The organism is Agromyces sp. H17E-10 (genome assembly GCF_022919715.1).
Classification (GTDB): domain Bacteria; phylum Actinomycetota; class Actinomycetes; order Actinomycetales; family Microbacteriaceae; genus Agromyces.
In genome coordinates this window covers 4,074,983-4,099,100 of the sequence record NZ_CP095042.1, presented here as the reverse complement: position 1 = coordinate 4,099,100, position 24,118 = coordinate 4,074,983, and the positions used below count along the sequence as shown (strand labels likewise).

Here is a 24,118-nt window from a genome sequence, read left to right as displayed (position 1 = left end):
GGCCGTTCGTTCACGGATGGATGACACGCCCGCGGGGCCGGGCGAACATGTCGCACGATGGGCTCATGAGCCTCAACGTGGAGCACCTCCCGACGCGCACCCTTCCCGCCGAGAAGCCCCTCCGCCTCCTCGACAACGCGGGGCATGCGGTCACCGGCGCGTCGACCGGCGGCTTCTCGCTGCCCGACGTCGACACCCTCCTCGACCTCTACCGCAAGATGGTCGTAGCCCGCCGCTTCGACGTGCAGGTGACCGCGCTCACGAAGCAGGGGCGGCTCGCCACCTACCCGTCGGCGTACGGTCAGGAGGCCTGCGAGATCGGCGCCGTCGCCTCGCTCGACCCGGTCGATTGGCTCTTCCCGACCTACCGCGACAGCATCGCGCTCCTCACCCGGGGCATCGCGCCCGGCGAGATCCTGCAGTCGTTCCGCGGCGACTGGCACAACGGGTACGACCAGCACGCCTACCGCACGGCCGCCCAGGCGACCCCGCTCGCGACGCAGGCGCTGCACGCGGTCGGCCTCGCGCACGCCGCGCGGCTCCGCCGCGACCCCATCGTCTCCCTCACGTACCTCGGCGACGGCGCCACGAGCGAGGGCGACGCCCACGAGGCCTTCAACTTCGCCGCCGTCTGGCAGACGCCGACCGTCTTCATCGTGCAGAACAACCAGTTCGCGATCAGCACCCCGCTCGCGCGCCAGACGCACGCGACGACCCTCGCCGACAAGGCCGTCGGCTACGGCATGCCGGGCTTCCACGTCGACGGCAACGACGTCGCCGCGATGTACGCGGTGACGAGGGCCGCGGTCGACCGGGCACGGGCGGGCGGCGGTCCGACCCTCATCGAGGGCGTCACCTACCGCATCGAGTCGCACACCAACTCCGACGACCCCACCCGCTACCGCTCCTCGCGCGACGTCGAGCACTGGAAGCGGCGCGACCCGATCGAGCGCCTCGAGAAGTACCTCGTGTCCGAGGGCGTCCTCACCGAGACCGTGCGCGCCGAGATCACGGACGCCGCCGAGGAACTCGCCGCCGCGACGCGCGAGGTCATGACGGTCGAGGCCGAACTCGACCCGCTCGAGCTCTTCGACCACGTCTACTCGCGGCCTCGTGCCGCACTCGCCGAGCAGCGCGCCTACCTCGCGGCCGAGCTCGCCGGCGCCCGCGACCAGGCGGAGGGCGGCCGATGAACGCCACGACGACCGAGGCGCCTCGCACCGAGGCATCCCCGACCCAGCTGACGATGGCCGGCGCGCTCAACGCCGCGCTGCGCGACGCGATGGCCGCCGACGACCGCGTCGTCGTCTACGGCGAGGACGTGGGCCCGCTCGGCGGCGTGTTCCGCGTGACCGACGGCCTGCAGGCGGAGTTCGGCGACGAGCGCATCTGGGACTCGCCGCTCGCCGAGTCGGGCATCATCGGAACGGCCGTCGGCATGGCGATGTACGGCATGCGGCCGGTCGTCGAGATGCAGTTCGACGCGTTCAGCTATCCGGCGTTCGAGCAGATGGTGTCGCACGTCGCGAAGATGCGCAATCGCACGAAGGGCCGGGTGACGCTGCCGATGGTGGTGCGCATCCCCTGCGCCGGTGCGATCGGCGGGGTCGAGCACCACTCCGACTCGTCGGAAACGTACTGGGCGTCGACCCCGGGCCTGACGGTGGTGATGCCGTCGAACCCCGCCGACGCCTACTCCATGCTGCGCGAGGCGATCGCGAGCGACGACCCGGTCGTGTTCATGGAGCCGAAGAGCCGCTACTGGGCGAAGGCGCCGCTCGCCCTGCCCGTCACGACGACGCCCATGGATCGGGCCGTCGTCGTGCGCGAGGGCACCGACGTGACCCTGCTCGCCTACGGACCGACCGTGCGCACCGCGCTCGAGGCCGCCGAGGCCGCGGTCGACGAGGGCCTCTCGATCGAGGTCGTCGATCTTCGCAGCCTCTCCCCGTTCGACGACGAGACGGTCGGCGCCTCGGTGCGGAAGACATCCCGCGCCGCCGTCATCCACGAGGCGGCGCAGTTCGGCGGCTACGGGGCCGAGGTCGCGGCCCGGGTCACCGAGCGCAACTTCCACCACCTCGCGGCGCCCGTCCTGCGCATCGCGGGCTTCGACATCCCGTACCCGTCGCCGAAGCTCGAGGAGCACCACCTGCCGACGGCCGACCGCGTGCTCGCCGCGCTCGACACTTGGGAGTGGGACGCATGACGCGCGAGTTCATCCTGCCCGACCTCGGCGAGGGCCTGACCGAGGCCGAGATCGTCGCGTGGCTCGTCGCTCCCGGCGACGAGGTCGCGATCGACCAGCCCGTCGTCGAGCTCGAGTCGGCCAAGTCGGTCGTGCAACTGCCGACGCCGTTCGCCGGCGTCGTCGAATCGCTCGGCGGCGACGTCGGCGAGACCCTGCACGCCGGGGCCGTGCTGCTGACCCTCGCCGCAGACGGCGCACCCGCTGCGGATGCCGCTGGCCCCGCGTCCACCGCGACCGCTGACGACCGTGATGCCGACACCCCCGGCCCAGGCACTGGGCCGGTCGCTGCCGAACCGGGCATCGCCGCGCCGACGGAGGTGGCGACCGAGGCGTCCGGCGCCGTGCTCATCGGCTACGGCACCCGCACGTCGAGCGTCACGAAGCGCGCCGCGTCCGCGCCCGCGCGGTTCGGTCGACGCAGCGGCGTCGACGCCCCGTCGGAAGCGGCGACAGCGACGGCGACGATGACGCTCGACGCGACTCGCCGATCGCCCGTGGTCTCCCCCATCGTGCGACGCCTCGCCCGACAGCACGGCTTCGACGCGAGCCGACTCGAGGGCACCGGTCCCGACCACCTCGTCATGCGCCGCGACGTCGAGGCCTTCATCGGCGAGCAGTCCTCCCTGCGAGCAGCCACCGCTCCTGCGGGCGGTGCATCAACCACGCCATCGACGGAACCCGTCGGCGCCGCGGCATCCCCGTCGCAACCGGCGGCCGCCGCGGCCGAGCCGGCTCCTGCGCCCCCCGGTGACGAGCGGATTCCGCTCGATCGCGTCGCTCGCGCGGCCGCCGCCCACTTCTCGCGGTCGCGCCGTGAGATCCCCGAGGCGACGGTCTGGATGGACGTCGACGCGACCGCGCTCGCCGACGCCCGGCGTCGGCTGCAGGACGCCACGGGCGAACGCTTCGGCACCACGGCCCTCATCGCACGATTCGTCGTCGCGGGCCTGCGCCGACACCCGCGCCTCAACGCGAGCTTCGACGCCGAGCGCGGAGAGCTCGTGCTCCACCATGCGGTCAACCTCGGCCTCGCGGCGCAGACCCCCCGCGGACTCATGGTCCCCGTCGTGCACGGCGCCGAGGCGATGAACCTCCGTCAGCTGCGAGACGCCGTCGGCGCCCAGACCGACGCCGCCGCGACCGGTGCGTTCGCGCCGGCCGCCCTCTCGGGCGGCACGTTCACGCTCAACAACTACGGCACGCTCGGGGTCGACGGGTCTGCGGCGATCATCAACCACCCCGAGGTCGCGATGCTCGGCGTCGGGCGACTCGTCGAGCGCCCGTGGGTCGTCGACGGCGCGCTCGCGGTGCGCACGGTCACCGAGCTGACGCTCTCATTCGATCACCGCGCGTGCGACGGCGCCGAGGCGGCCGCCTTCCTGACCTTCGTGGCGCGGTGCATCGAGCAGCCGGTCTCGCTGCTCGCGGAGCTCTGAGGCCCGGGCGGCCGAGCGATCAGAAGAACTCGTCGGGCGTGCCGGCTGCGCGCTCGACGTCGCGCGTGTCGACACCTGCGGCGCGGAGCTTCGCGACCGACACCCGGAGGCCCGACTCCATCTGGGCGGCCCAGGCGTCGGACTCGCGAGCACTCGTCTCGGCGGCGTGGGCCCGCGCGTCAGCGGCCACGGCGGCGTCACGGGCGTCACGCACCTGACGGAGCGCGAGCGAGATGCCGTAGTAGGCGGCGACCATGGTGGCGATCGGGGCCGCGACGATCGCGAGGGCACTGACGGCACCGGCCGTCGGACCGAACGCCACGACGAACACGAACGCGATGAACAGCACGACGACGGCGACGAGCACCACGAGCATGAAGCGGAGATCGCGCCCCCACGGGCGCTGGTCCTGCACCGGAGCCGGCGGAATCGTCACGGCGTCGTCGGTCTCTGCGGCCGGAGCGAAATCGGGCACCGTCGGCTGGTCGTCGCGGCTCGGTCGGGCGTACACGTCGGACATTCGGACTCCGCTCACCTGTTCAGATCGACTGTTCAGATCGACCCCCCAATTGTGGGCCGCCCCCGTCGGAGGGTCAAGGAAACGCGCCGGGCGGCGATGGATGCCTCAGGCTGCGCGCAATCCCTCGAGGCCGCGCTCGATCGTGGCGACGATCTCGGGGTCGTCGGGCTCGGTCGTGGGCCGGAATCGGCGCACCTCTCCGCTCGGCAGGATCACGAACTTCTCGAAGTTCCACTTGACGCGGCCCGCCTTGCCTCGGGCGTCGGGCACCTTGGTCAGCTCCTCGTAGAGCGGGTGCCGGTTGCGCCCGTTGACCTTCGCCTTCTCCATGAGCGGGAAGCTCACGCCGTATGTCATCGAGCAGAACTGCTTGATGTCGGAGGCGTCGCCCGGCTCCTGGCCGGCGAACTGGTTGCAGGGGAACCCGATCACGGTGAAACCGCGGTCGCCGTACTCGCGTTGCAGCGCCTCGAGCTTCTCGTACTGCGGCGTCAGGCCGCATCGTGATGCGACGTTCACCACCATGACGACCTCGTCGGCGTGGTCGGCGAGCGATGCGGCTTCGCCGTCGATGGTCATGAGGGGGATGTCTCGGATCTCCACCCCTCGAGCCTACGCGGCCGCACGGCCACTGTGGGCAGCTGCCGCTACGATCGCATCGCCCTACCGGAAGGATCCGCCCGATGCACCGCTCCCCCACGACCGTCGACCACGCCACCGAGAGTCGTCGCCCGTGATGGGCGTGAATCACGCGGTCAGCGGCGCGGCCGCCTGGATCGCGGTGACCGGTGCCGTGCCCTACCTGACGGTCGGGGTGCTCCCCCTCGACCCCGTGGCCGTCATCGCCGGCTCGGTCGTCTGCGCGGGCGCGGCCCTCCTGCCCGACGCCGACCACCACAGCGCGACGATCGCGCAGTCGGTGCCCGTGCTCGGCCGCCTCGGCGCCCGCACCGTCGAGGCGATCTCGGGCGGCCACCGGCACGGGGCGCACTCCCTGCTCGGGGCGTTGCTCGTCACGGCCGCAGCCTGGGCACTGACGTTCGCGACGATCGACGTCGGTGCCGCCGGAACCGTCGCGATCGGGGTCGGCGCCGGCATCGCCGCCCTGACGTGCTTCGCCGTCAAGGCGCGCGGATTCGTCAGGTCGTGGCTCGTCGCCTGGATCACCGGCATCGCGCTCGCGTTCGCACTCGTCAGCGTCGTGCCCGGCGGGCTCGCGTGGTTCCCGGTCGCCGTCGCCGTCGGCTTCGTCGCCCATCTCGCGGGTGACGCGCTCACCACGGGCGGGCTGCCCGGCCTGCTCTGGCCGTGGATGCCGCGGCCGCCGTCGATCGTACGCTCGGTGCCGGTCGTGAATCGCGTCTGGCTGCCGAACGGGTTCGTGGCACTGCCGTTGCTCGGCGACACCGGCTCCTGGCGCGAGAAGACGTTGGGCGGGGTGCTGACGCTCTACTGCACGGTCGTCGTCGGGTTCGAGGCGCTGCGGCTCGTCGGGATCGAGCAGACACTGCTCGGGTAGGCCCGCGCAGACACTGCTCGGATAGACCCGACGCGGAACGGCTCGTGGGCGACCGACTCCGCCGACGACGTGGGATCCGGCGCAGTTTCAACCGGGCGCGCTTGCGCCGACCCCTGCGCCGGCGTCGACCGGCGAGGTCGACCTCGTGCGCAGTCCCATCGTCGCGAACATCGCCGATGTACCGTCCGCCGATCGTCGGGATGCCGAACGTGGCACGCTTGCCCCGAATGCGGGCGATGACCTCGAACATCATCACGCACATCACGAGCGTTCCGAAGCCCCAGGGGACGAAGGTCGCGATCGCGCGATCACACGGTCGCACGAAACGAGAAAGCCCCGGTCCTCTGTGAGAACCGGGGCTCGTTGGTGGATCTGAGGGGACTCGAACCCCTGACCCCCTGACAGTGCTGCGCGTCGGCGTGAGCGCACCTGTTTGGTTGTGGATACCAGCAATTGTACGGCCAGGATGACCCAGCGGGCGATCCGAGGGCGTTCGATGGATGCCGTTACATGGAGGTGCCTGTGGTTGAAAACGGACCCAAAAGGGCCCCACTCGATCTCACCGACGAGCCGTATTGATCCCGTGCCCGATGGCTCCCAGCGGGTGACTATCGGTACTCACGATTGCCCTCGCCGCATCTCGACTGATTTGGACCTGATCAAGCACTTCTTGTACGTCGTGTTTCCACACAGACAGAAGACGCGGTTCTGTCTCGGGCGTTCTGGACGCGTCTCGGATCGAAAAGTGGAGGATAGATGATCACGCGGCGGATCTACTCTGCGCGCGAGTACCGCCTCGCGGGAAAGACGAGGTCAACGACGCCTCCAGCAATCCCCTCTGCATCCGATGCGGTGCCCGCGGAGGTCTGCTGCAGTTCGGCACGCTTGGCCCGCTCCTCGCAGAAGATGGTTGCTCGACTGACGCGTGAGGCCCGCGAAGCGCGTGAGGCAAAGCCCACGGCGACCCTCGAGTCTGCGCGGAGTCGGCAAGATTTCTGGCCGGATTAGGAGTCCTGGATCCGCGACGAGATCTGGCGCGCGTGGGTGCACCGAGTAATGGCCGGAGAGAAGAGCGTGTATCAATTGCGGGACGGGTACCTCTTGAGACCGGCGTTTGCGGATTCGCTCCAGATCCTCGACGACGGGCAGCTCGACAAGACGATGCGGGCGGCGGTGTACGTACTGATCGGGCGAGCGCACGAAGTGCAGAGCCTCGACTTGCACGAACTTCGCACCGGACCTAGCGGCGGCGATCCCCCGGTCGTGCCCGCCGATGGCGCCAAGTGCTGGCGCGTGGCGATAGAGCAGAAGAGGGCATCAGCGCGGCGCCTGCATTATTGGCTGCTGCCGGGCGGGAGGATCGAGCTCAGCCCGCGTCGGAATCCACGACGATTACACACCCTGATCGCGAAGCGAGTCTCTCCCGGGCATCGTCGCTGCCCAAGCACGCGCCAATGGGTTAGGCCACCTGAACCGATCGCCCGCGGGCCATCGCGGCGCCGGGCGAACACCACCTGGTTCTGCCGTTCTGGAAGCGTGCGAGTTCCTTCGCGCTGTGCGCGACGAAGCTGACTTGGATGAGGGTAGGCATGATTCAGGCGACCTTCAGTTGCCCGTCACGGGACGGAGAAACCCTAGCCTGACCAGGCCAATCCGACAGCGTGGCGAGAGTCCGACGGTGTGCTCCGTCCATGGACCATCTCTCCGCGACCATCAGTCCAATCGCGAAACCCCGGCTGCCTCCAGGGGCGACGCGCGCCTCCATTGGCTGCCGTTCAGTTCGCCAGTCGCGTCGGTTGGGCCCGGGTATGTCTCGGCCGGGACCCAGCAGTCGCCCGGACCGCACCAGCCGTGACCTCCGGGGGCGGGGTGCGTACCTCTGCCTGACGCGAGGGTCCGCGGCGGAAACCACGCAACATTGCCGAGCAGCACACACCAGAGCACCCGGGCTAAGCCCGCGCGAAGTGCCTGCGGGACCGGTCGCCTTTTCAGCTGAGTGCGCTCTCTTTCGATCGAGCCCACTCGCGAGTCTTCTCCTGGCGTGTCGGCGTGTACGCATAACGTGGGATCAGATTCCTGGACCCGTAGGAGCTCGAAGTGGTTGATGTGCTGAAGCTCGATCGAGACGAGTTCGAAAAGTTGGTCGAGCTTCTGATTCTTCGCATGTATCAGCGGAACCACCCTGAGCTCGTGGCGACCCCAGTTGACGGCCGCGGCGGCGACGGCGGCATCGACATCGACGTCCGCGTGAAGAAGACGAATCAGCTGGTGAAGATCTACCAGCTGAAACACTTCCCCGAGGGATTCTCCGGTGCGTGGGGAAAGTCTAGGAAGCCGCAGATCAAGAAGTCCTTCAACGCAGCGATGAAGGAGGAGCCACCCGTCTGGGCACTCGTCATCCCCCGCAACATCTCGGTATCCGAGCGCAAGTGGGTTACAACCATCTCGAACACGCACAAGGTGCGGATCGAGTACATCGGCGAAACCGCGCTCAACAGTATGCTCACCGACGACCCCGACGTAGCCGACCGGATCGAGAGAAACGCCCATAGGGAGGCACTCAAGGTAGTAGCGCGCGACAGCGCCGCACTGGCCGATTCGCACGCCCTCATGGACGAAGTCCGGCGACTGTCGGAGAAGGCGAACGCGCGCAGCGCTTTCTGGGGCATGAACTTCTCCGTCGATGGTGGCGCGATCATGGAAACGATCTACGCTCGGCGACCCGATGCTCCTGACCACGAACCGCTTGCGATCAACTTCGAAGCGGACTTCACTGATCGCCAAGAACTCCGCGCGGACTGGCAGCGGATGCTCGCCTACGGGTCGTTCACCCCAGTCGTCCTGCCAGCCGACGTCATCAAGAAGTTCCAGAAGGTGGGCCCAGATTGGTTCGCAAGCTCAAGCGACGGCGGCATACTCGAGGTTCACGCAACACGATCTGATCGCAGCGACCCCACGAGGATTCGCGTTCGCCCGCGAACCCCTGGCCCGGCGCGTTCAATTTCGGGGACGACGATCTGGTCAACGGCCGGAACTGACGGCGGCATCGTGCGGATGACCCTTACCGGCGGCCTCACGATGACGTGGACATTGAGCTTTGCACTCGAGGGCGATATCACGGTGAACATCGATTTCGCGCCCCCCGGCAACGGCATCACCGACGTCCGAAACGCGATCGCATTCCTTGAAGCATTCAACGATGCCGGCCAGATCGCCATGGAGATCGGCGGGCACAAGATTGACATGACGATCAGCAGGCCCGGCGGCATTGAGATCAGCCAGTTCGTCAAAGAACTCCTCGATGATCTCGCGGTGATCGAACGCGAGACCGGCGCGCGGTTCAGCTTCCCGTCATCCTTGGAAGACAGCCATGAGCGGATCTGGGCGCGAGTCTTGCGCGCCGTACTCGAAGGTCGGTGCATGTTGATGCCCGGCGTCAGCGGACTGAACTTCACCCTTGAAGGCACTCTGTCCGAGGGCATGGAGAATCTGCTCACGTCTGGAGGCGCGATACTCGCGTCTCAAGCGGATTACGAGCACGAGCTGTTCGGCGAGACAGTAGTGATTGGTGAGCTCTTCGCGTACATGCCGGCGGCCCACGTCCCAGACAGCGCAGCGCACCTCGCGGCGCTGAAGGCCGGGGTCGGCAGGGGGCGCCGCATCGATATCGAGCCCATTGAGAATGCTGGCATCCGTGTCTACCGACCGAGACCAGACAACCCCGACAGTGCAATCGAGCTCGAACCATGGGGCATCGAGGGGCTGAAGGAGCATCCGGAGCTCCGTGACGAGTCAGGTGCGGAATCCATCGCAAGCTGACAAGCCAATACTGTCGCACCGTGGAGCGATCGTCTCGAAGTGAGCGCATTGCATGATGGGCCGATGTGGCCAAGCACGGACGCCGGGACACCTGACCAAATGCTGACACTTCACGGCCGAGCCGACTCGCAGTCAGTGACAAACTGACCGGCGATTCACACTGCGGACAACCAATAGCGTTGACCTCATGGCACAGTTCAAGCAGGTCATCGCTCCCAATTCCCCAGCGGCTGTCCGGCTTGCCCTGCTAGCCGGCTTCAACGCTGATCTCACGGATGCCCTTTATGGATTCAGCATCGCGCTCCACATGATCGAGTCGAATGAGAGCTCGGAACAGAACCTCGCGCGGCGGCTGGTCTCGGACGCGACAATCGCGTACGTTCGGTGCTTCTCGCGTTCGAATGTCCGGCCGAACCTCGACACGATAATCGCCGTGCCGGACGGGTACGCAGACGCGCACCGTACCCTGAAGAGGCTCCGCAACAGCACGGTCGCCCACTCGGAAAGCACCCTTACGCCTTCGTACGCCGTCGTGAGCCTTGAACGGGATGAGACGACTGGAAAGGTGTGGGCAACCGAGGCCCTAGCAATGACGGTTCACTTCTCGTTCTCAGCTGAGGTGATTCGACTCTTCCACGATCTCGTCAAGGCTGTGAAGGCGCGACTGCTTGTCGAAATCGAGTCGGCCAAGGGCCTGCTCGTCACCGAACTTAACACAAAGGGCGAAATCGTGGCGCTCTGGGCTGAGGGCGTGCTTCCGCAGATCGCGCCAATCGCGATGGAGGAATGGGACGTCGACTCTCGGCGCGCGAGTTATCCCGACTCACACGTGATCCCGGTCGTGGCCGCGCCAGTTAGAACGTTCCTGGCTCCGTCGTCTGGCGATGATTTCGAGGGCGAGGCCGACGCAATTTAGTCGCGCGCCTAACCGGGGCCCTCGACGCCATCGCGGCGGTGTTCAACCGGTCAGCCCGGGCGGCGCGATAATGGTCTCGACTCGCAATTGCCGTGCCGAAGCCAGACTCAGCTCAGACTCGAGGATCCCCCTGATCTCCGTTGATCCGCGATCAAGCAATTTCCGGACATCTCCAGCGCTCAGCAGGTTCGTCGGCGTCCGATCGACTACTTCCTGGAGCGCTATCCGGATCAGGAGCTCATCTCGAGTGAGTGGTGGTCTCCCACGTCGGCGCCGAGCGTGACTCTCAATCGCCGCATCCGCAGCGAGCCTCGACCGATCCCGCTTCACGAGCATCGTGACGGCCCGCACAAGCTGGTCGTATTGTTGCTTCCGCTCCAATTGTCGCAACGCCACCTTCGCACTCCGCACCGCCGCCGCGACATCCCGACTCGTGAGCAGTTCGACCCTCGGCCCCTGATCGAGCACGACCTCGACTGCCCGTGCCCACGTCACGTCATCAGCCTGCGCATCGGGCAGCCCCATCCGTTCGCGTGTTGCGACGTAGGACTCGGCGAATTCGCGCATCCGCGCATGGTGTTTCAACATGTGCCCGGTGAGCGACTCAACAAAGACGCTCACCTGACGCACATGCTCCGGCAGCGCCGGGTCGGCGAAGTATGCGTCGGCAGCGCGTTCATTCGCTCGACGCTCAGCCGCCGTCGCTGGATGCACGCTCTTGGGCGGCAGACCCGCGCGGGCGAGCGCGCGCTTGAGTCGGCGCGCAGCGGCGCTCGCCTCGAGCTCAGCCGCGTAGATCTCGGGGTTGGCGCGGCGAGCACGCTGCAGCTCAGCGCGCCGCTCCTTGTGCGCGGCAGCCCACGCCTGATTCCTGGCCTTCGTGCCGACCGGGTCTGCGTCACGACGAGCGGTCATCTTGGCGTTCACCTCGTCGCGGTGCGTGTCGTAGTACCGGCTGGCGTACTCGCGTACCTTGTCTCGGTTCGCCGCAGCCCAATCTCGCTGATAGGCCCGAATGCGATCGGGATGCTTCTCTCGCCATCGCCGTGCTCGTTCCTTGGTCTTCGCCCGGCTCTCGGCGTCGCGCCGCTTTCGGGCAGTGGAGCGGCGCATCGACTCACGGTTCTGCTTGCGCGCGTGCTCGAGGTGCTCGTCGCGCCATCGACGGTTCGATGCGCGGATTCGTTCGCGGTTCGCCTCAACCCACCTGCGGCGCTGGGCGGCATGCTCTTCGGGGTGGGCGAGCCGGTACCGCCGATCGCGCTCGCGCTTCCGATCGCGAGCTGCATCATCTCGCGCGGAGACGCGAGCATCCGGCTCTGACTGCGGCGAGGCATCCTTGTCGGCTGAACGCGTCATCATCGCCTACTCGTTCGGCGGCGGCGCCAGTTCCGCGACAAGCGCGAGCAAATCAGACCTGAATGAGGTCGGATCCGCGATTGCTCGCCCGATCGACTCCCGCAGGCGCTCCATGTCGGTAGCGGGCAAACCATCGACCGGCTGCAGGCAATACTCGACATCGTCCTGCAACCGGTACGCGCCGTCCTCAACGGTCACCTCCGGAAGGTAGAACAGCGAAGCCAGCGCGGTACGGCCGAGCAGGTCGTCAAACTGTTCTTGCGAAATCGCCATGCGGGGCCTCCCTGTCGGCACGCTCGTACGTGACAAGCCTGCCGTGAGAAGGAGGTGCGCCGACGGCGCCGTGCCGCTCGACCGCGCCTTCAGCCCTGAAGCGCCGGCTCGACCCTCGTTGTGTCCTGCTCCTCAGTCTCGAGTTCGAGCATTGCGAGAATCTGACGGGCACGCGCCTCGCGTGCCCGCACTCGCAGAAGGCGGACGAAGGTGACGGGACCTGCAACGAGAAACTTGAACGCGTTCCACACGCAGAGGAGCGCGAGCAAGCTGTACCACCCGCCGTGCTCAGTCAGCCCGGTGAACGCGACCGCGGCGAGCAGATACGGTACCGCGAGCAGCATCGCCGGCACACCCCACTTCAGGCCGCGACGCTTATGAACAGCATCGAGCAGGATGCTAGTCGGCATGAATCGACGAAAGAACGTCGCCGTGCGGATAGTCATGGCGAAGACGATTGCGAACATGCGGCTGCTCTCCGATCCGTCAGCAGCGAGAACCAGGAGAGACGGCCTGTCAGACGTCGTGCCTTCGTGTCGAACGACGGCGAACATATTGAATGCTGCTCGACCTGCACTTTAGACCCGAAGACCGACATCCGAAAGACCGGGCGTGACGTTCGGCCCATAAGCCAGTGACGGGTTGATCTCCTGATCCGCGATGCGCCGGGCAGCTTCGAGCGCGGCCCGGGCGCGCGCAGCATCCGCCTTCTGGGCGTCGGATGTTGGTTGCCCGATGCCGAGCGGTCGGCCGCCGACGATCCGGTAGCGGTCGCGGTACGCAGCGACGGTGGCCGCGCAGCGCCACCACGTGGCCGAGGCTGCGCCGGTTGGCGCGGTGCCGAGCGCACGCAACCACGGCTCCGCCGCCGCGTCGGCGTGCTTGGCCAACGCCGTTGCTCGCGCCTCGATGAGGCTGACCCGCTCGCGTAGAGCACGCTCGGACGCGGCGTCCATCGGGCCGCTCGCGACCGGCAGCAGTCCCGCGACGAAGCGTCGCGTATGCGCTGCACGTCCGGCTGCAGCATCCTGCATCAGGGCGCGCGCGACCCGTGCGCGCAGGACCGCAGCGATGTCGGCCGCATCATCGAACCCGCGCTCGCCGGCCACGCGTCGCAGCAATAGCGCGACGCCCGCGCCGTGTGCCTCAGCCCGTCGGAGTTCGGCCCCGAGTGGGCCGAACGCGTCCGAGTTGATGGCGGTGTCCGCCTGTTCGGCGGTGAGCCCGCAGTCGCCCACGGCTGCGACCCAACGGTCGCGCTGGGCGGCGGCGGCGATGGTCTCGTATTCCGCGGCGAGCTGCGCAATCGAGCCCCACGCCTCCTGCTCGGCCGCGAGCATCTCGTGCGCGGAGAGCTCTGCTCCGACGTGCTGGAGCACGCCGGTCAGCACCGACTCGGCGGTTGCGTCGGCGTCGTCTCGGGGTCGAATACCGGTGTGGGCGACATCCGGCCGGTCGAGGGCAACATAGGCGGTATTCGCTTCGCGTCCGCGGGTCATCGCGACGTAGAAGTTCTCGCGGGTCATGCCACGCGCGACGACCACGTGCGCGGTATCGGTCGTCAGGCCCTGGGCGCGGTGGGCGGTCACGGCGTACCCGAGCTCGACGTGCTCGATCACGTACTCGGCGGGCAGCAAGGTACTGCTCCCCCACCGATACCCGTGCCGGCGGACCTCGAGCGCACCGTACCGGTGCACGGCGAGGATGGTCCAGCGGTCGCCGTTGCGCACCCATCCCCGGCCGGCACGCAAACGCCGGTCGTTGCGGCGGGTGATGATCGTGTCGCCCACCCCGGCGCGGGTGCCGTCGTGCAGGGCGACCTCGTGCAGGGCGTCGACGCGGCCGTCGAGGATCGCATCGGTGCGGGCCCGTTCGTTCAGCGCCGCGACCGCGTCGTTCGAGTCGCTGATCAGCACACTCACCCGGCCCGCGCGGGCGTCGGCGCGCCAGCCCTCGTAGGCGGCATCCGCCATCACCTCACTCTCACCCTCCCGTACCCGGTCGTGTGCGAGGTACCGGTCGATGGATGCCACGTCGCCACGTCGCAGCCCGAGCGATGCGGTCTTCTCCCAGCCGTTGACGAACCGGTGCACGTCCACGAGCTCGGGTGGGTCGGGGCGATCGTGCACGAGCATCGCGAATACGCCGCCCGCGTCCACGGATTGCAACTGCGCGTAGTCCCCGACGAGCAGCACCTTCGCCCCCGCCCGCGCGGCGAGGGCGCTCACGCGGTCGAGCGCAAGCGTGCCCGCAAGGGAGGCTTCGTCCACGATCACGAGCTGGCCGGCATGGAATGCGTCGCCGTGGATGAGGTGGTTCTGCCACCACTTCGCGAGGTTCTCGGTCGCGATGCCGAGATCTACGGCGAGCACGTGCGCGGCCGCCGCCGACGGGGCGAGACCTATCACGGAGCCGCGACCGTACTCGCTCTCCCAGGCGCGGCGAAGCGCGCCCATCACCGTCGACTTGCCAGCGCCGGCCGGTCCGACCAGTACATCCACGACGCGACCCGAACCGACGATCGCTTCCAACGCGGCCGCCTGATCAGCACCGAGGCGGGCGCCACCTCGGAGCCTTCGTCGGGCGACCTCGCGCACGATCGCCGACTGGATAGTCGGGCCGGTCGTGGTCGCGGCACATTCGCGGAGGTGTGCCTCGGCGTCGAGCAACACCTCCGAGGTGTAGACGGTCGAGTGCTTCGGGCGAAACACGCTCGTGCCGTCATCGCGTTGGAACACGGCCGGGCTCGTCGCGAGCTCGGGTGGTGTGATCCGCAACGACGCACGCTCGGCCGCGTCGACGACGAGCCCGATGAGTGCCTCGCGATCGTAAGTCGTCACGAACCGGTACTGCATCGTCTGGCGTGCAGCCTCGGCTACGAGGTTCCAGTGCCGCCAGGTTGCACGCTTCTCACACACCACACGCAATACCCGCCCGCCGAGCGTTGCAACGACATCGAGCGGCACATCCTCGGCGTGCAACACCAGCGGTGCAACGTCGGCGGACGCAACACGCGCCCATGCCGTGGCATCCTGCCCGAGAACAGCGGTTGCGCGCTCCCGCCAGCCATGGGTGAGCTCAGAGAGGGAACGCACCTGCTTCTCAGGCCGCGTCGACAGCGTCGTCTGCGCGCGAAGCCTCATGATCGTCGCCCGACTTGGGCGGTGGCCGTGCGCTTCGACGTAGGCGGCGATCAGGCGATCGGTCGCCGCGTCGATGTGGCGTGAACGCGTCGAGAACTCCGCGATCAGTGGTTCAGGCACCGATGCAATCGACCACGTTGGGTTGCGATCACGGCCACGGTCGCGCTGCTCCCACTCGACACCGACCGCACGCGTGAGCGCATCCTGGAACAGCGCCTCGTGCAGCTCCGAGAGTGCGACGACCGCAGCGTGCAACGGACGCCCATCAAGCGAGCGCCACCTGCCGTCAAGCACGGTCTGCACCTTGTTGCTCACCACCACATGCGTATGCAGGTGCGGATCCCCCGCACGGCTATCGAAATGATCGAACACCGTCGCAACCAACCCCGTCACGTCGACCTGCGCGACCGCCCCGTCACTGGCCGCGACCCCGGTGCGTGTCGCGGCGACCTCGCGCTCCATGAACGCCACCACCTCCGCAACTGCTCCGTGGTGCGCCCGCACGATGATCTCCTGCGTGGTCGCATCCGCCACACCCCACAGCACGCTCGCCGACTTCGGCACCGAGAACGTGAAGTCGAACCCCGCCACCGCACGCTTGCTGCCGCTTTCATACTGCGGGAACGAACGCCCGAGCGAATCACCGGTGACCGGATCACGGCCGAGGCCGATCAGCAACTGAAGCTGCTCCTCGGTGACCGCGTCGCCGGCCGAGAGCACACCGCCGGCAAGCCCGCCAACACCGCCGCCCATCCACCTCCCTGGCGGCGTGCCTTTCGCCTCGTAGTACCGCGTCAACGGCGTCGCAAGCGACCGCTCACCATCGTCGGCCACGACCGTGCGAAGCAGATACCGGAACCCGTCCCCGGCGCTCATCACCCGCATCGACACCGTCACCCGCGCCACCCCCAATCACGCCGACAAGGTGCGCGCCCTCGATCTGCAAGAGGCGTGGCATGGCAACGGTACGTGCCGTGTCACGTTCGAAGCGCTGTCAGCATTGCTCGTCCAGCGGGGCGACGCGTACACGGCAAGACTTGGTTGCGACTACGGCGCCCCCGCGTGTGTCAAGGCCCGGCGCCGCACCCGATGAATGACTATGCGCTGCACGCTCGACACCAACGCGATCCAGTCCGGGTGTGACCGACTCGACTCGAAATCTGAGGCCAACGAACCGCTCGTACTTGCCGCCGCTCAGGACGCGATGTGCGCCGCCGCAGGCGCGTAACCGCTACGCAGTGTTAGCTGGCTCCAGTGCGTCGCGAAGGGCGTTCGCGCTGTCGCGTAGTGCCGTCCCGATCTTCCAAATGTGGATCATCGGTTGCTGAATACCGGTAGCAGTATCCCGATGTATCCGCCGACGACAGCCAGCACCGCGAACACCGCTTGAACAAGTCGCGGCCGATCTCCGCGTGGACGACGGCGCGCGAACTGGATCGCAACGATAATTGCGCAGATGCCCCAGACGACAGCGTCGAAGTAGATCTTCAAGACAAGACTCATCAGGAGTCCTGTCGCTGTAAGCAATGCGGCCGCCCAAAGTGACGGGATGTCAATTCTCCTGCCGAACGGCGTTAGTACCAGCGCACTGAAACCGAGGACGACGGCGGCGGCTACGGCGGTCGTCAAGGTGAAGGATCTTCCCAGACTCACCTCGAAATAGAGCACTGTCGCCAATTGGAGCGTTGGTGGCAACATACGCGCTGGCCATCGTTCAATCGAGATTCGAGCGAGGATCAACGTCGGCAGATAGAAACCCAGCCCAACGCCACGCGGCGCAGCTCCCGCGCTTCCCTCGAAGGGCGACACGAAGATCCCGGCAGCCACATAGAAGAGCGAAGCCCAGATCATTGCGCCGATGGCAATCGCCACGGACGGCACGATGTCGCGTGTCACGCTTCTGCTGTCTTCGGAGCCCGCTTCAGCAAACTTATCGGTCATTGGCTCCATCCTCAGTACCGAGTGCCGCACCAGCGTGATGGCATATCCGGGTTGAATGCGGTGCACGTGCGTGACGCAAGGATCGGCCAGAGCAAATCGGGAATCGGGTTCCATCCTCCGTTTGGCCCGACTGCATCTACATTCAACTTACTGCCGCCGTCGCTGAGTGAGAAGGTAATCACGTTTCCCGCACCCTCCGCATGACCTGGCAGGGAAGCGAGACTCAGTGACGTCGGACCAACGGCGACCACCTTCGCCGGATTCGAGAACACGCCCATCACACCGAGGCTAATCTTCTGGCCAGGCTTCGGATTGTTGGGAAGCCCTGACAGCGGGAAGATGGAGGACAGATTCGACTTGAAGTGCTTGAAGGCTGCACGACTCGACGAATACGTGTGCCGATCTCCAAACTGTACGGTGTAGCTCTTTGAATAGTTGTATCCGCCAGTTGTTCGTGCGGTCACAGCCTTCCCCCTGAAGTAGCACGCATTGCCGCAATCCAACCGCGTCCCGCTAAGGTCCGTACCGTTGATGGGGTCAGCAGGGTAGTCGTAATTATTGGTGACGCCGCCTTCGACCGGGTCGACTTCGAGGAACCGGCCGAGTGCGGGGATGTACTGGCGGGCGCCCATCTCGATCGTCATGATCGACCCGGCGTGTTCGGTGAGCTTGCGGTTGGTACCGAGCCAACCCCAGTCTGCCGAACCAGGGAGCGTGTCGAGCCCCGAATCATCCCCGACTACGGTGCCTGCCTGCCCGGAGGCCGGATCGATCGGCCCACCGAAGGGGTCGTACCTCAGTACCGCGGCCACGCGCAGACCGGCTTGGTCGGCGGTGACGGTGATGTCACCATGCAGGTTCGGGTACGACCATGACTGCCCATCGGCGGTGATACTCATCGCGACGCCGCCCGGGAGGGCGTGCACCGACTGCAGCAGCGCCCCAGCCGCGTCGAGGATGAGAGATGGCGCGTCGCCACCACCGGAGTGGCCGTATCGAACGATCACCGGGTCCCCGGTGGTTGTGGACTCGGTGCGCTGCACGATACGGCCGGTGACGTCCCGCAGGTACTCCACCTGAGTACCGTCATCCAACGCTGTCGTGGTGTGCCGGTCGGCGGCGTCATATCCGAGCTCCTGGTCGGCCAAACTCGTCGTGTTACCGTGCGCGTCGTACCCGAGGGAGGACGCGGCAAGTCCGGCGCCGATGGGCGACAGGCCAGGACCGGCGGGCGCACCTGTGACGCTCGAGGAGGTCAGCCGGTCGGTCTGGTCGTAGCAGTATGTCGTGGTGACCGGCGCGGCGCCGTCTGGCGTCTCGGTCTTGCTTGTGCGGTTGTCGTTCAGCCCGGCAAGCGTGTTCACGCCGCACCCACCTGTGGCGGCGAACCCGTACTCGAGCGTGCGGCCCGGAAGCGTTGCCTTCACGAGTCTGCCGGCGGTATCGAAACGGTACTGCGAGACGTACTGTGAGCTGCCATCGCTGAGTGTGTTCGCGACAACCCGGCCCGACTGCGAACGCACGACCGTGTCTGTTACCGACGATTGCCCGCCCGAGAACTGCCAGGTCGTCGACGACACCGAGCCCACATGATCGCGTTGAATGCTCGTGAGCGAACTTCCATTGCCATACGCAACGCCCGCCAGCTGACCCGCCACATAGCTGGGGTCGGCAACCTGCACTCCGTTCACCTTGACGGTCTCAGCCTGGCCATCGAGGTCATACGTAGCCTCGGTCGTCGTCGCCGGCCCGACGGGAGGTGTCACGAGGGTCTTCGTTGCTTGCCCGAGACGGTTGTAGGTGACTTGCGTGGTCGTGCCCCACACGTCGACGTACGCGGTGACTTGGCCGAGAAGGTCACTGGTCGTCGTGAGCTGGCCCGCGGAGTCTTCCGCGCGAGTGACGAGCGGATTGCCGCCGACGGCGAACGCGAACGTCGCAGTGCGCGCCGCTTCATCACCATACGCGGGCGTCTTGACCTCGACTGTTCGGCCGCGTGCGTCGAATTTCGTGCACGACCAGCTGTCGTCGCCGCTGCGTTTCGAACCGACCGCGCGTCCGAACAGGTCGTACACGAACTCGGTGACGACCCTCGTGCCGTCCACCGACGCCGGCGGGGTGGACTTGCGGAGGGCACCGTACTGAGGTGTTGCCGCGGCAACCCCGCAGATCGCATCGCTCGTGTTGAACGCCTGACCGAGGGTCTCCTTGTCCCCGTAGTACGCGTAGGTGGTGCCGGCCTCTGCGACGGTTGCGCCAGCAGCGACGCCGGCTGGGAGCATGCGGCTGGTCCGACGGAGGTACCCGTCGCCCTCCGCTTCGTACCCGGTGCGTGTCGTGAGCTTGAGACCGGCCGGGTCGACGGTCGACTCCGTCGGGAGTCCGAGCCAGGGCGTGCTGCCATACTTCGTTGTCGTCGTGATCGAAGGTGCGGAATCGGTCGGCAGACCGGTCGCGGCCGCGACGCTGTCATCGGTCGTTGTCGACGTTGCGAGATCGTAGCCCGGCGACAGGCTTGCTCCCGGGATCGTGACGGACGTGGTCTGGCCCGGCGGCGTCCATTTCAGAACGAGGCGTGCGTCGCCCGTGTCGTCCATGTATTGCAGGCGGATGCGTTTGCGTTCGCCCGCAGTCGCGGTGATGTTCACCTCGGTCGACCGGAGAGCACCGGTCTGCCAATTGTCAAGCGCCAGGACATCGTTGAGCCAGATCTGGGTCGCGTCATCCGCGTACGTCTCAAACTTGTAGGTACCGGCCGCGGGGAAGGTGAGCACCCCGGTCAGCCGCACCGACCACTTGTCGATCGGCAGCCCAGTCTGAGCTGCAGCGGCCGCCCAGTTCTTGTCGATCGCCCCACCGGCGCCGCCGACCCCGGCAGCGAACACGTCAGGGACACCGGACAGGGTCGCGTTGTCGAAATAGGCGCCCTGGAGCCCTGTCAATCCCTCGTCGTACCTCGTTGACGAGTGGGCAGGCGTGATCGCGCACGTCGCAATCGGCTTACGGCTCGCGTCGAAACATGCCGCCGGCGCAGGCCCGTAGGTGTCAGTCGGGCGGTCGGCCCAGTCGTACAGGGTGGTGCTCATCCGCCCCTGCGGGTCGGTCGACGACAACTGCTGGTCCTTGTCGTTCCACACCGTGGTGCCCGTGAGCCCGAGCGCGCTTCGATCGGACGTCTGGCGCAGGGCGGAGTCGAACGTGACCGTGCGGGCGTGCCCGTTCGAGACCGAATCCGTTGGCACCGCTAGCGCGTCGACATCGACGTAGCTCGTACCGCTGCCGTACGTGTATCGCTTGATCGGCCGGTTCGCGAGCGTGACTCCGTCGGGCGCCGCGAGCGCGACACTCGCGACCTTGCCCGCTGCGTCGTACGCGATCGTGGTTCGATTCGCGTCGGACGGAGCGGTGCCGGAATCGGTCAGCCAGTCGACCTCCAACGGGCCGCGGACGCCGACCACGCGCCGCTTCGAGTCGTACTGCAAGTGCGTCGTCTCAGCGCCCGGGTCCATTATCGCGACCAGCCGGTCAGATGAGTCGTAGAACAGTTGGGTGGTGTCGTCTTGTCCGGTCGAGCCCGGGTAGATGATCCGGCACAGCTTCTCCGGGTCCGGCGCCGCGTACGACGTGCCCGATGGCACCGGGCACGCAGGACCGACACCCGGCAGCCCCACAGCTGCGAGTGTGTCGGAACCGTATGCGAATCGCACCTCGCGCGAGTACTTGGGCGTCGCGGCATCGTCCGACGACAACCGGTCCGAAATCCGGTCGGGGCTGCCGTTGGACCGGTAGGTGATCTTCGGTGTCGCGGGCTTCTTCCCATCCAGCGGATCGGCGGTCTCCTGCAGCTTGCCGGCCGCGTTGAACACGTAGACGACCCCATCGGAATCAGTCAGGGTGACGTTGCCCTTCGTGTCCAGGCTCGCGACCCCGTACTCGCCGGTCGGGGCGGTGTAGCCGCCCTTCGACGCCTTCGTGTACGTGTGCACTCCACCGGAGCGGTCAGTGAACACCAGCGTGGTATCGGTCGCCCGCACAGTCACGTAGGTCGAACCAGACCCCGCAACGGGCGCCGAGGCCTCCCACCCCTGCGGCAGCGTCGGCACCGACCGGGTGAACCAATCAGCCGGGACGATGAACTCCTTGTCGGTCGCTTCGTCGCGAGCCCAAAGCTGCGCGGCCGCTCCACCCGTGTGATCGAAGTACTGCAGGTCGAACGGGACCGCGCCCGCGGTCATCACGGTCGACGCCGGAGCCCACTCGATCGCCCCTGACGTCCAGGTGTCGGTGTACTTGTCGATGACTGTCTTGCCGTCGATCAGCAGCTTTGCGCCGTTGTCGCGGACCATACCGAACGTGTATGTACCCGCAGCGGGTGGCTTGATGAATCCGGTCCACTTCACGATGAAGTCGTTCGCGGGAACTGATGGTGCAGGCTCAGCTGCCCACTTGAAACTCACCATTGGATCGGTGCGGATCAGCACCGGTTTACGCGACCCGATCTGTGGATCGAACGTGACTCCCGACGCGGGTGTTGCGTCGTAGTACGCAGCGTTCAGACCGCGGTCATCGCGTGCGGGCGTGTAGTTGAAGGTCAACCCCATCGGGCCGCCCGCGGTCGACACCATGGGCGAAGCGAACGAGAGATTCAGGTTGCCGTTGCCGAGATTCACGCTCACCGGCCCGGCCTGATCGACCGGCGCCGGCCCTGGCGCACCGACCCGTAGATCGATCTGGAAGGCGTTCGTCCACACCGGGCCGTACTCCTCGATGCTGTCCTTCGTCAGCACCGTCCAGTAGTACTTGCCGCCGTCCTGCAGCGTGCCTGCCGGTGGCACCCACTTCGGGTTCGACCCGTCCGACGGCGCAGCCAACCACCCCGACGACGCGACGAGACCGGACTTGCCATCCGAACCCGACGTCACCTGGAACTTGTACTGCACCTGCTGGCCAGCCCCGTTCGTCACTCGCCCCGTCGTCAGCGTCGGGGTCAACGTCGCGAGCTTCGCGCCCTCGACCGGGGACGCGGTCGATTCAGCCGGCATGCCCGGCTTGTTCGTCGTGAACGACCACACCGACGAACTATCTACTGTCGACGTTCCCAAGTGCCCGTCAGCGGTGTCGTGGATGTCGACCTTCCAGTAGTACTTCTTCCCAGGCTCGAGCTCATTCACCGGGACGGTCGCCTCGGAGGTGCCGATCCCGGTCGAACCGACCCATCCCGAGTCCCACACCCGCGTGTCCCACACCGCCGACGACGTTCCCACAATGAATCGCCACGACACCTGATACCCAGCCGCCGACGTCGCCCCCGTCGACTTCAGCGTCGGCGTCAAGTCCACCAACGCGCCATTCGCGGGCGAAGAAGGCGATCCCGGCGTCGGGAAGCTCTTGTATGCCACGCGTGTGTGCAGTGATGCGTAACGCTTGTAGGTGTAGCCGTTGATCTCTTCGCCGCGCATCGCAACGTACTTCCCCGTAGCGCGAGCATTTACCCAGTCCGAGATCTGCTTTGACAGACGACTATCGTTTGCGTACGCATATCCGGTACCGCCGACGAAGGGCCCCAAGACGGCCCCATAGCCGCCATACGTCAGCGAGGTACCCACATGGACATAGTTCGTCCGAGTTGTTGTCGTGGAGTCAGATGAAAGGAGGTCGAAGTCCATCACGACGTCGAGCACCTGCTTGCCGAACAGACCCTCGTAATCAATGTCTGCCCAGGTCCGCCAGATCCCTGTTTCGTTGGTGTTGCCGACCTGGACTCCGTAGAACGAGTTCGTCTGGCCGTTCGACTTGATGCTCTTGACATCGTTCGACCCGTAGGTGCCCTCGGGGTCCACAGTCACGGGATAGACGCGAGCATCGTCGTTGAGCCAGTCGCGGTCGGCCTTCAACGTGAGGCGCCAGCGATCGCCATCCTCGACGACCGCTGCCTGCACGTCCTGAGTTGCATTGGGTTGGTCCTGCTCGCCGACTTCACCGGCGGAGTCCCACATCATGGGAGCCGGAATCACAAACACGGGCGTGTCTTCCGAGTCCCGCAGTTCGATCGTGCCGTCCTCGAGCTCGACCATGTCGAGCCCGTCTGTATCGATCGACCATTCCCACGAAACGCGACCATCCGACCCGGGCGCTTCCTTCAGCTGGAACAGGTCCTTCACCCCGCCGGTGCGAACATCGAACACGAGATCGGTGTTTGGGAACACGTCCCCGTAGACAACCCGCGATCGCTCCCCAGACCACGGATTCAGATCTCGCACGAGCTTCGAGCCGCCAGCGTCCACAAGTGTGAATGCGATGTCGTAGCCATCCTTCGAGAGACGCAAGATGCCGTCGTCACTCGCAGTCTCGGCGAACTCGGGGCGCAACGGGTGCTTCGCAACCTCACCGCCGCCGAACCCGAGGAACGACCAGAATCCCGTCCCGTCAACCGCGGTTTGGATGGTCTCCCACTCGCCGTCGATCTTGATGTTCTGCGGCTCCTGCGAGAGATCCACCATGCTCACCCCGTCGCCGAGGTCGTAGGTCGTCTCGAATTCTCCCCGATCAACGATGTCCGACTCAGGTGGCAGCGGCGCTTCGGGATCCAACTGGAACGGCTCTTCCGCCTCGACAGCGCTGGCCTCGGCCGCCTCGGGCAATTCTGCCGGGGTGTCACCGGCGGGTACAACAGGAGCCGGGGCCTTTGCCGGCTCCGCGGACTGTTCCATCGGGAGGTCAAGGACCTCCTCGACAGTCGCGAGCTCCGGCTCAGTGGTCTCCTCAGCGCCCGCCGGCGTCACCACGCCAACGATGAGCGCGCAGACCAGTGACGAGACCAGCATAAAACGATTCCGAAGGCGCACGGCTTCCTCCAGAGGCCACAGCATTGATACCGGCCCGGGAATGGAACCGCGGGAATGAACATAAACGTCAACACCCCTACCTTTCGTACAAAACCG

14 protein-coding genes are annotated in these 24,118 nt (G+C 66.7%); 6 read left to right on the top strand and 8 right to left on the bottom strand.

Features of this window, described 5'->3' with window-relative positions:
* Nucleotides 1-65 precede the first annotated feature (65 nt).
* From pdhA to MUN74_RS18460, 3 genes are read left to right on the top strand one after another with little or no spacing between them, the layout of a single operon-like run.
* The gene (pdhA, locus tag MUN74_RS18470; RefSeq protein WP_244854065.1) at nt 66-1,193 is read left to right on the top strand and encodes a pyruvate dehydrogenase (acetyl-transferring) E1 component subunit alpha; all 1,128 of its coding nucleotides are present in this window, start codon (nt 66-68) and stop codon (nt 1,191-1,193) included.
* Entirely contained in the window at nt 1,190-2,209 is a 1,020-nt protein-coding gene (locus MUN74_RS18465) for an alpha-ketoacid dehydrogenase subunit beta (RefSeq protein ID WP_244854064.1), read from the top strand. Before pdhA ends, MUN74_RS18465 begins: the two co-directional genes overlap by 4 nt.
* Nucleotides 2,206-3,687 (top strand): dihydrolipoamide acetyltransferase family protein, encoded by a 1,482-nt coding sequence (locus MUN74_RS18460; RefSeq protein ID WP_244854063.1) that lies wholly within the window; start codon nt 2,206-2,208, stop codon nt 3,685-3,687. The genes MUN74_RS18465 and MUN74_RS18460 overlap by 4 nt, the downstream gene beginning before the upstream one ends.
* Before the next feature lie 19 nt (nt 3,688-3,706).
* Here MUN74_RS18460 and MUN74_RS18455 read toward each other — a convergent pair whose 3' ends face one another.
* Together MUN74_RS18455 and MUN74_RS18450 are read right to left on the bottom strand one after the other, a co-directional pair.
* Entirely contained in the window at nt 3,707-4,207 is a 501-nt protein-coding gene (locus MUN74_RS18455) for a hypothetical protein (RefSeq protein WP_244854062.1), read from the bottom strand.
* 105 nt (nt 4,208-4,312) lie between these two features.
* Complete coding sequence (locus tag MUN74_RS18450) at nt 4,313-4,810, bottom strand: glutathione peroxidase (protein ID WP_305038259.1); 498 nt, start codon at nt 4,808-4,810, stop codon at nt 4,313-4,315.
* A 133-nt stretch (nt 4,811-4,943) separates the two neighbouring features.
* Between MUN74_RS18450 and MUN74_RS18445 the strand changes: the two genes are divergently transcribed.
* The 3 genes from MUN74_RS18445 to MUN74_RS18435 all read left to right on the top strand — a co-directional run bounded on the left by MUN74_RS18445 (nt 4,944) and on the right by MUN74_RS18435 (nt 10,461).
* On the top strand, nt 4,944-5,726 hold the full coding sequence (locus tag MUN74_RS18445) for a metal-dependent hydrolase (RefSeq protein ID WP_244856497.1): 783 nt from the start codon (nt 4,944-4,946) through the stop codon (nt 5,724-5,726).
* 2,097 nt (nt 5,727-7,823) lie between these two features.
* Nucleotides 7,824-9,545 carry a hypothetical protein gene (locus tag MUN74_RS18440; protein ID WP_244854061.1) on the top strand — a complete coding sequence of 574 codons (1,722 nt, stop codon included), beginning with the start codon at nt 7,824-7,826 and terminating at the stop codon, nt 9,543-9,545.
* Nucleotides 9,546-9,732: 187 nt separating this feature from the next.
* Entirely contained in the window at nt 9,733-10,461 is a 729-nt protein-coding gene (locus MUN74_RS18435; protein WP_244854060.1) for a hypothetical protein, read from the top strand.
* Between the two features lie 42 nt (nt 10,462-10,503).
* Here MUN74_RS18435 and MUN74_RS18430 read toward each other — a convergent pair whose 3' ends face one another.
* The 6 genes from MUN74_RS18430 to MUN74_RS18405 all read right to left on the bottom strand — a co-directional run bounded on the left by MUN74_RS18430 (nt 10,504) and on the right by MUN74_RS18405 (nt 24,001).
* Nucleotides 10,504-11,823 carry a hypothetical protein gene (locus MUN74_RS18430; protein ID WP_244854059.1) on the bottom strand — a complete coding sequence of 440 codons (1,320 nt, stop codon included), beginning with the start codon at nt 11,821-11,823 and terminating at the stop codon, nt 10,504-10,506.
* Nucleotides 11,824-11,826: 3 nt separating this feature from the next.
* Nucleotides 11,827-12,093 (bottom strand): hypothetical protein, encoded by a 267-nt coding sequence (locus tag MUN74_RS18425; protein ID WP_244854058.1) that lies wholly within the window; start codon nt 12,091-12,093, stop codon nt 11,827-11,829.
* Nucleotides 12,094-12,182: 89 nt separating this feature from the next.
* Nucleotides 12,183-12,560: a sulfate permease gene (locus tag MUN74_RS18420; protein ID WP_244854057.1), complete on the bottom strand. Its 378-nt coding sequence runs from the start codon at nt 12,558-12,560 to the stop codon at nt 12,183-12,185.
* 111 nt (nt 12,561-12,671) lie between these two features.
* On the bottom strand, nt 12,672-16,121 hold the full coding sequence (gene mobF / locus MUN74_RS18415) for a MobF family relaxase (RefSeq protein WP_244856496.1): 3,450 nt from the start codon (nt 16,119-16,121) through the stop codon (nt 12,672-12,674).
* A gap of 429 nt (nt 16,122-16,550) precedes the next feature.
* A complete protein-coding gene (locus tag MUN74_RS18410; RefSeq protein ID WP_244854056.1) occupies nt 16,551-17,177 on the bottom strand; it encodes a hypothetical protein in 627 nt (208 codons plus the stop codon).
* Between the two features lie 11 nt (nt 17,178-17,188).
* Nucleotides 17,189-24,001, bottom strand: a complete 6,813-nt coding sequence (locus MUN74_RS18405; RefSeq protein WP_244854055.1) for a PA14 domain-containing protein — start codon at nt 23,999-24,001, stop codon at nt 17,189-17,191.
* Between the last annotated feature and the right edge of the window lie 117 nt (nt 24,002-24,118).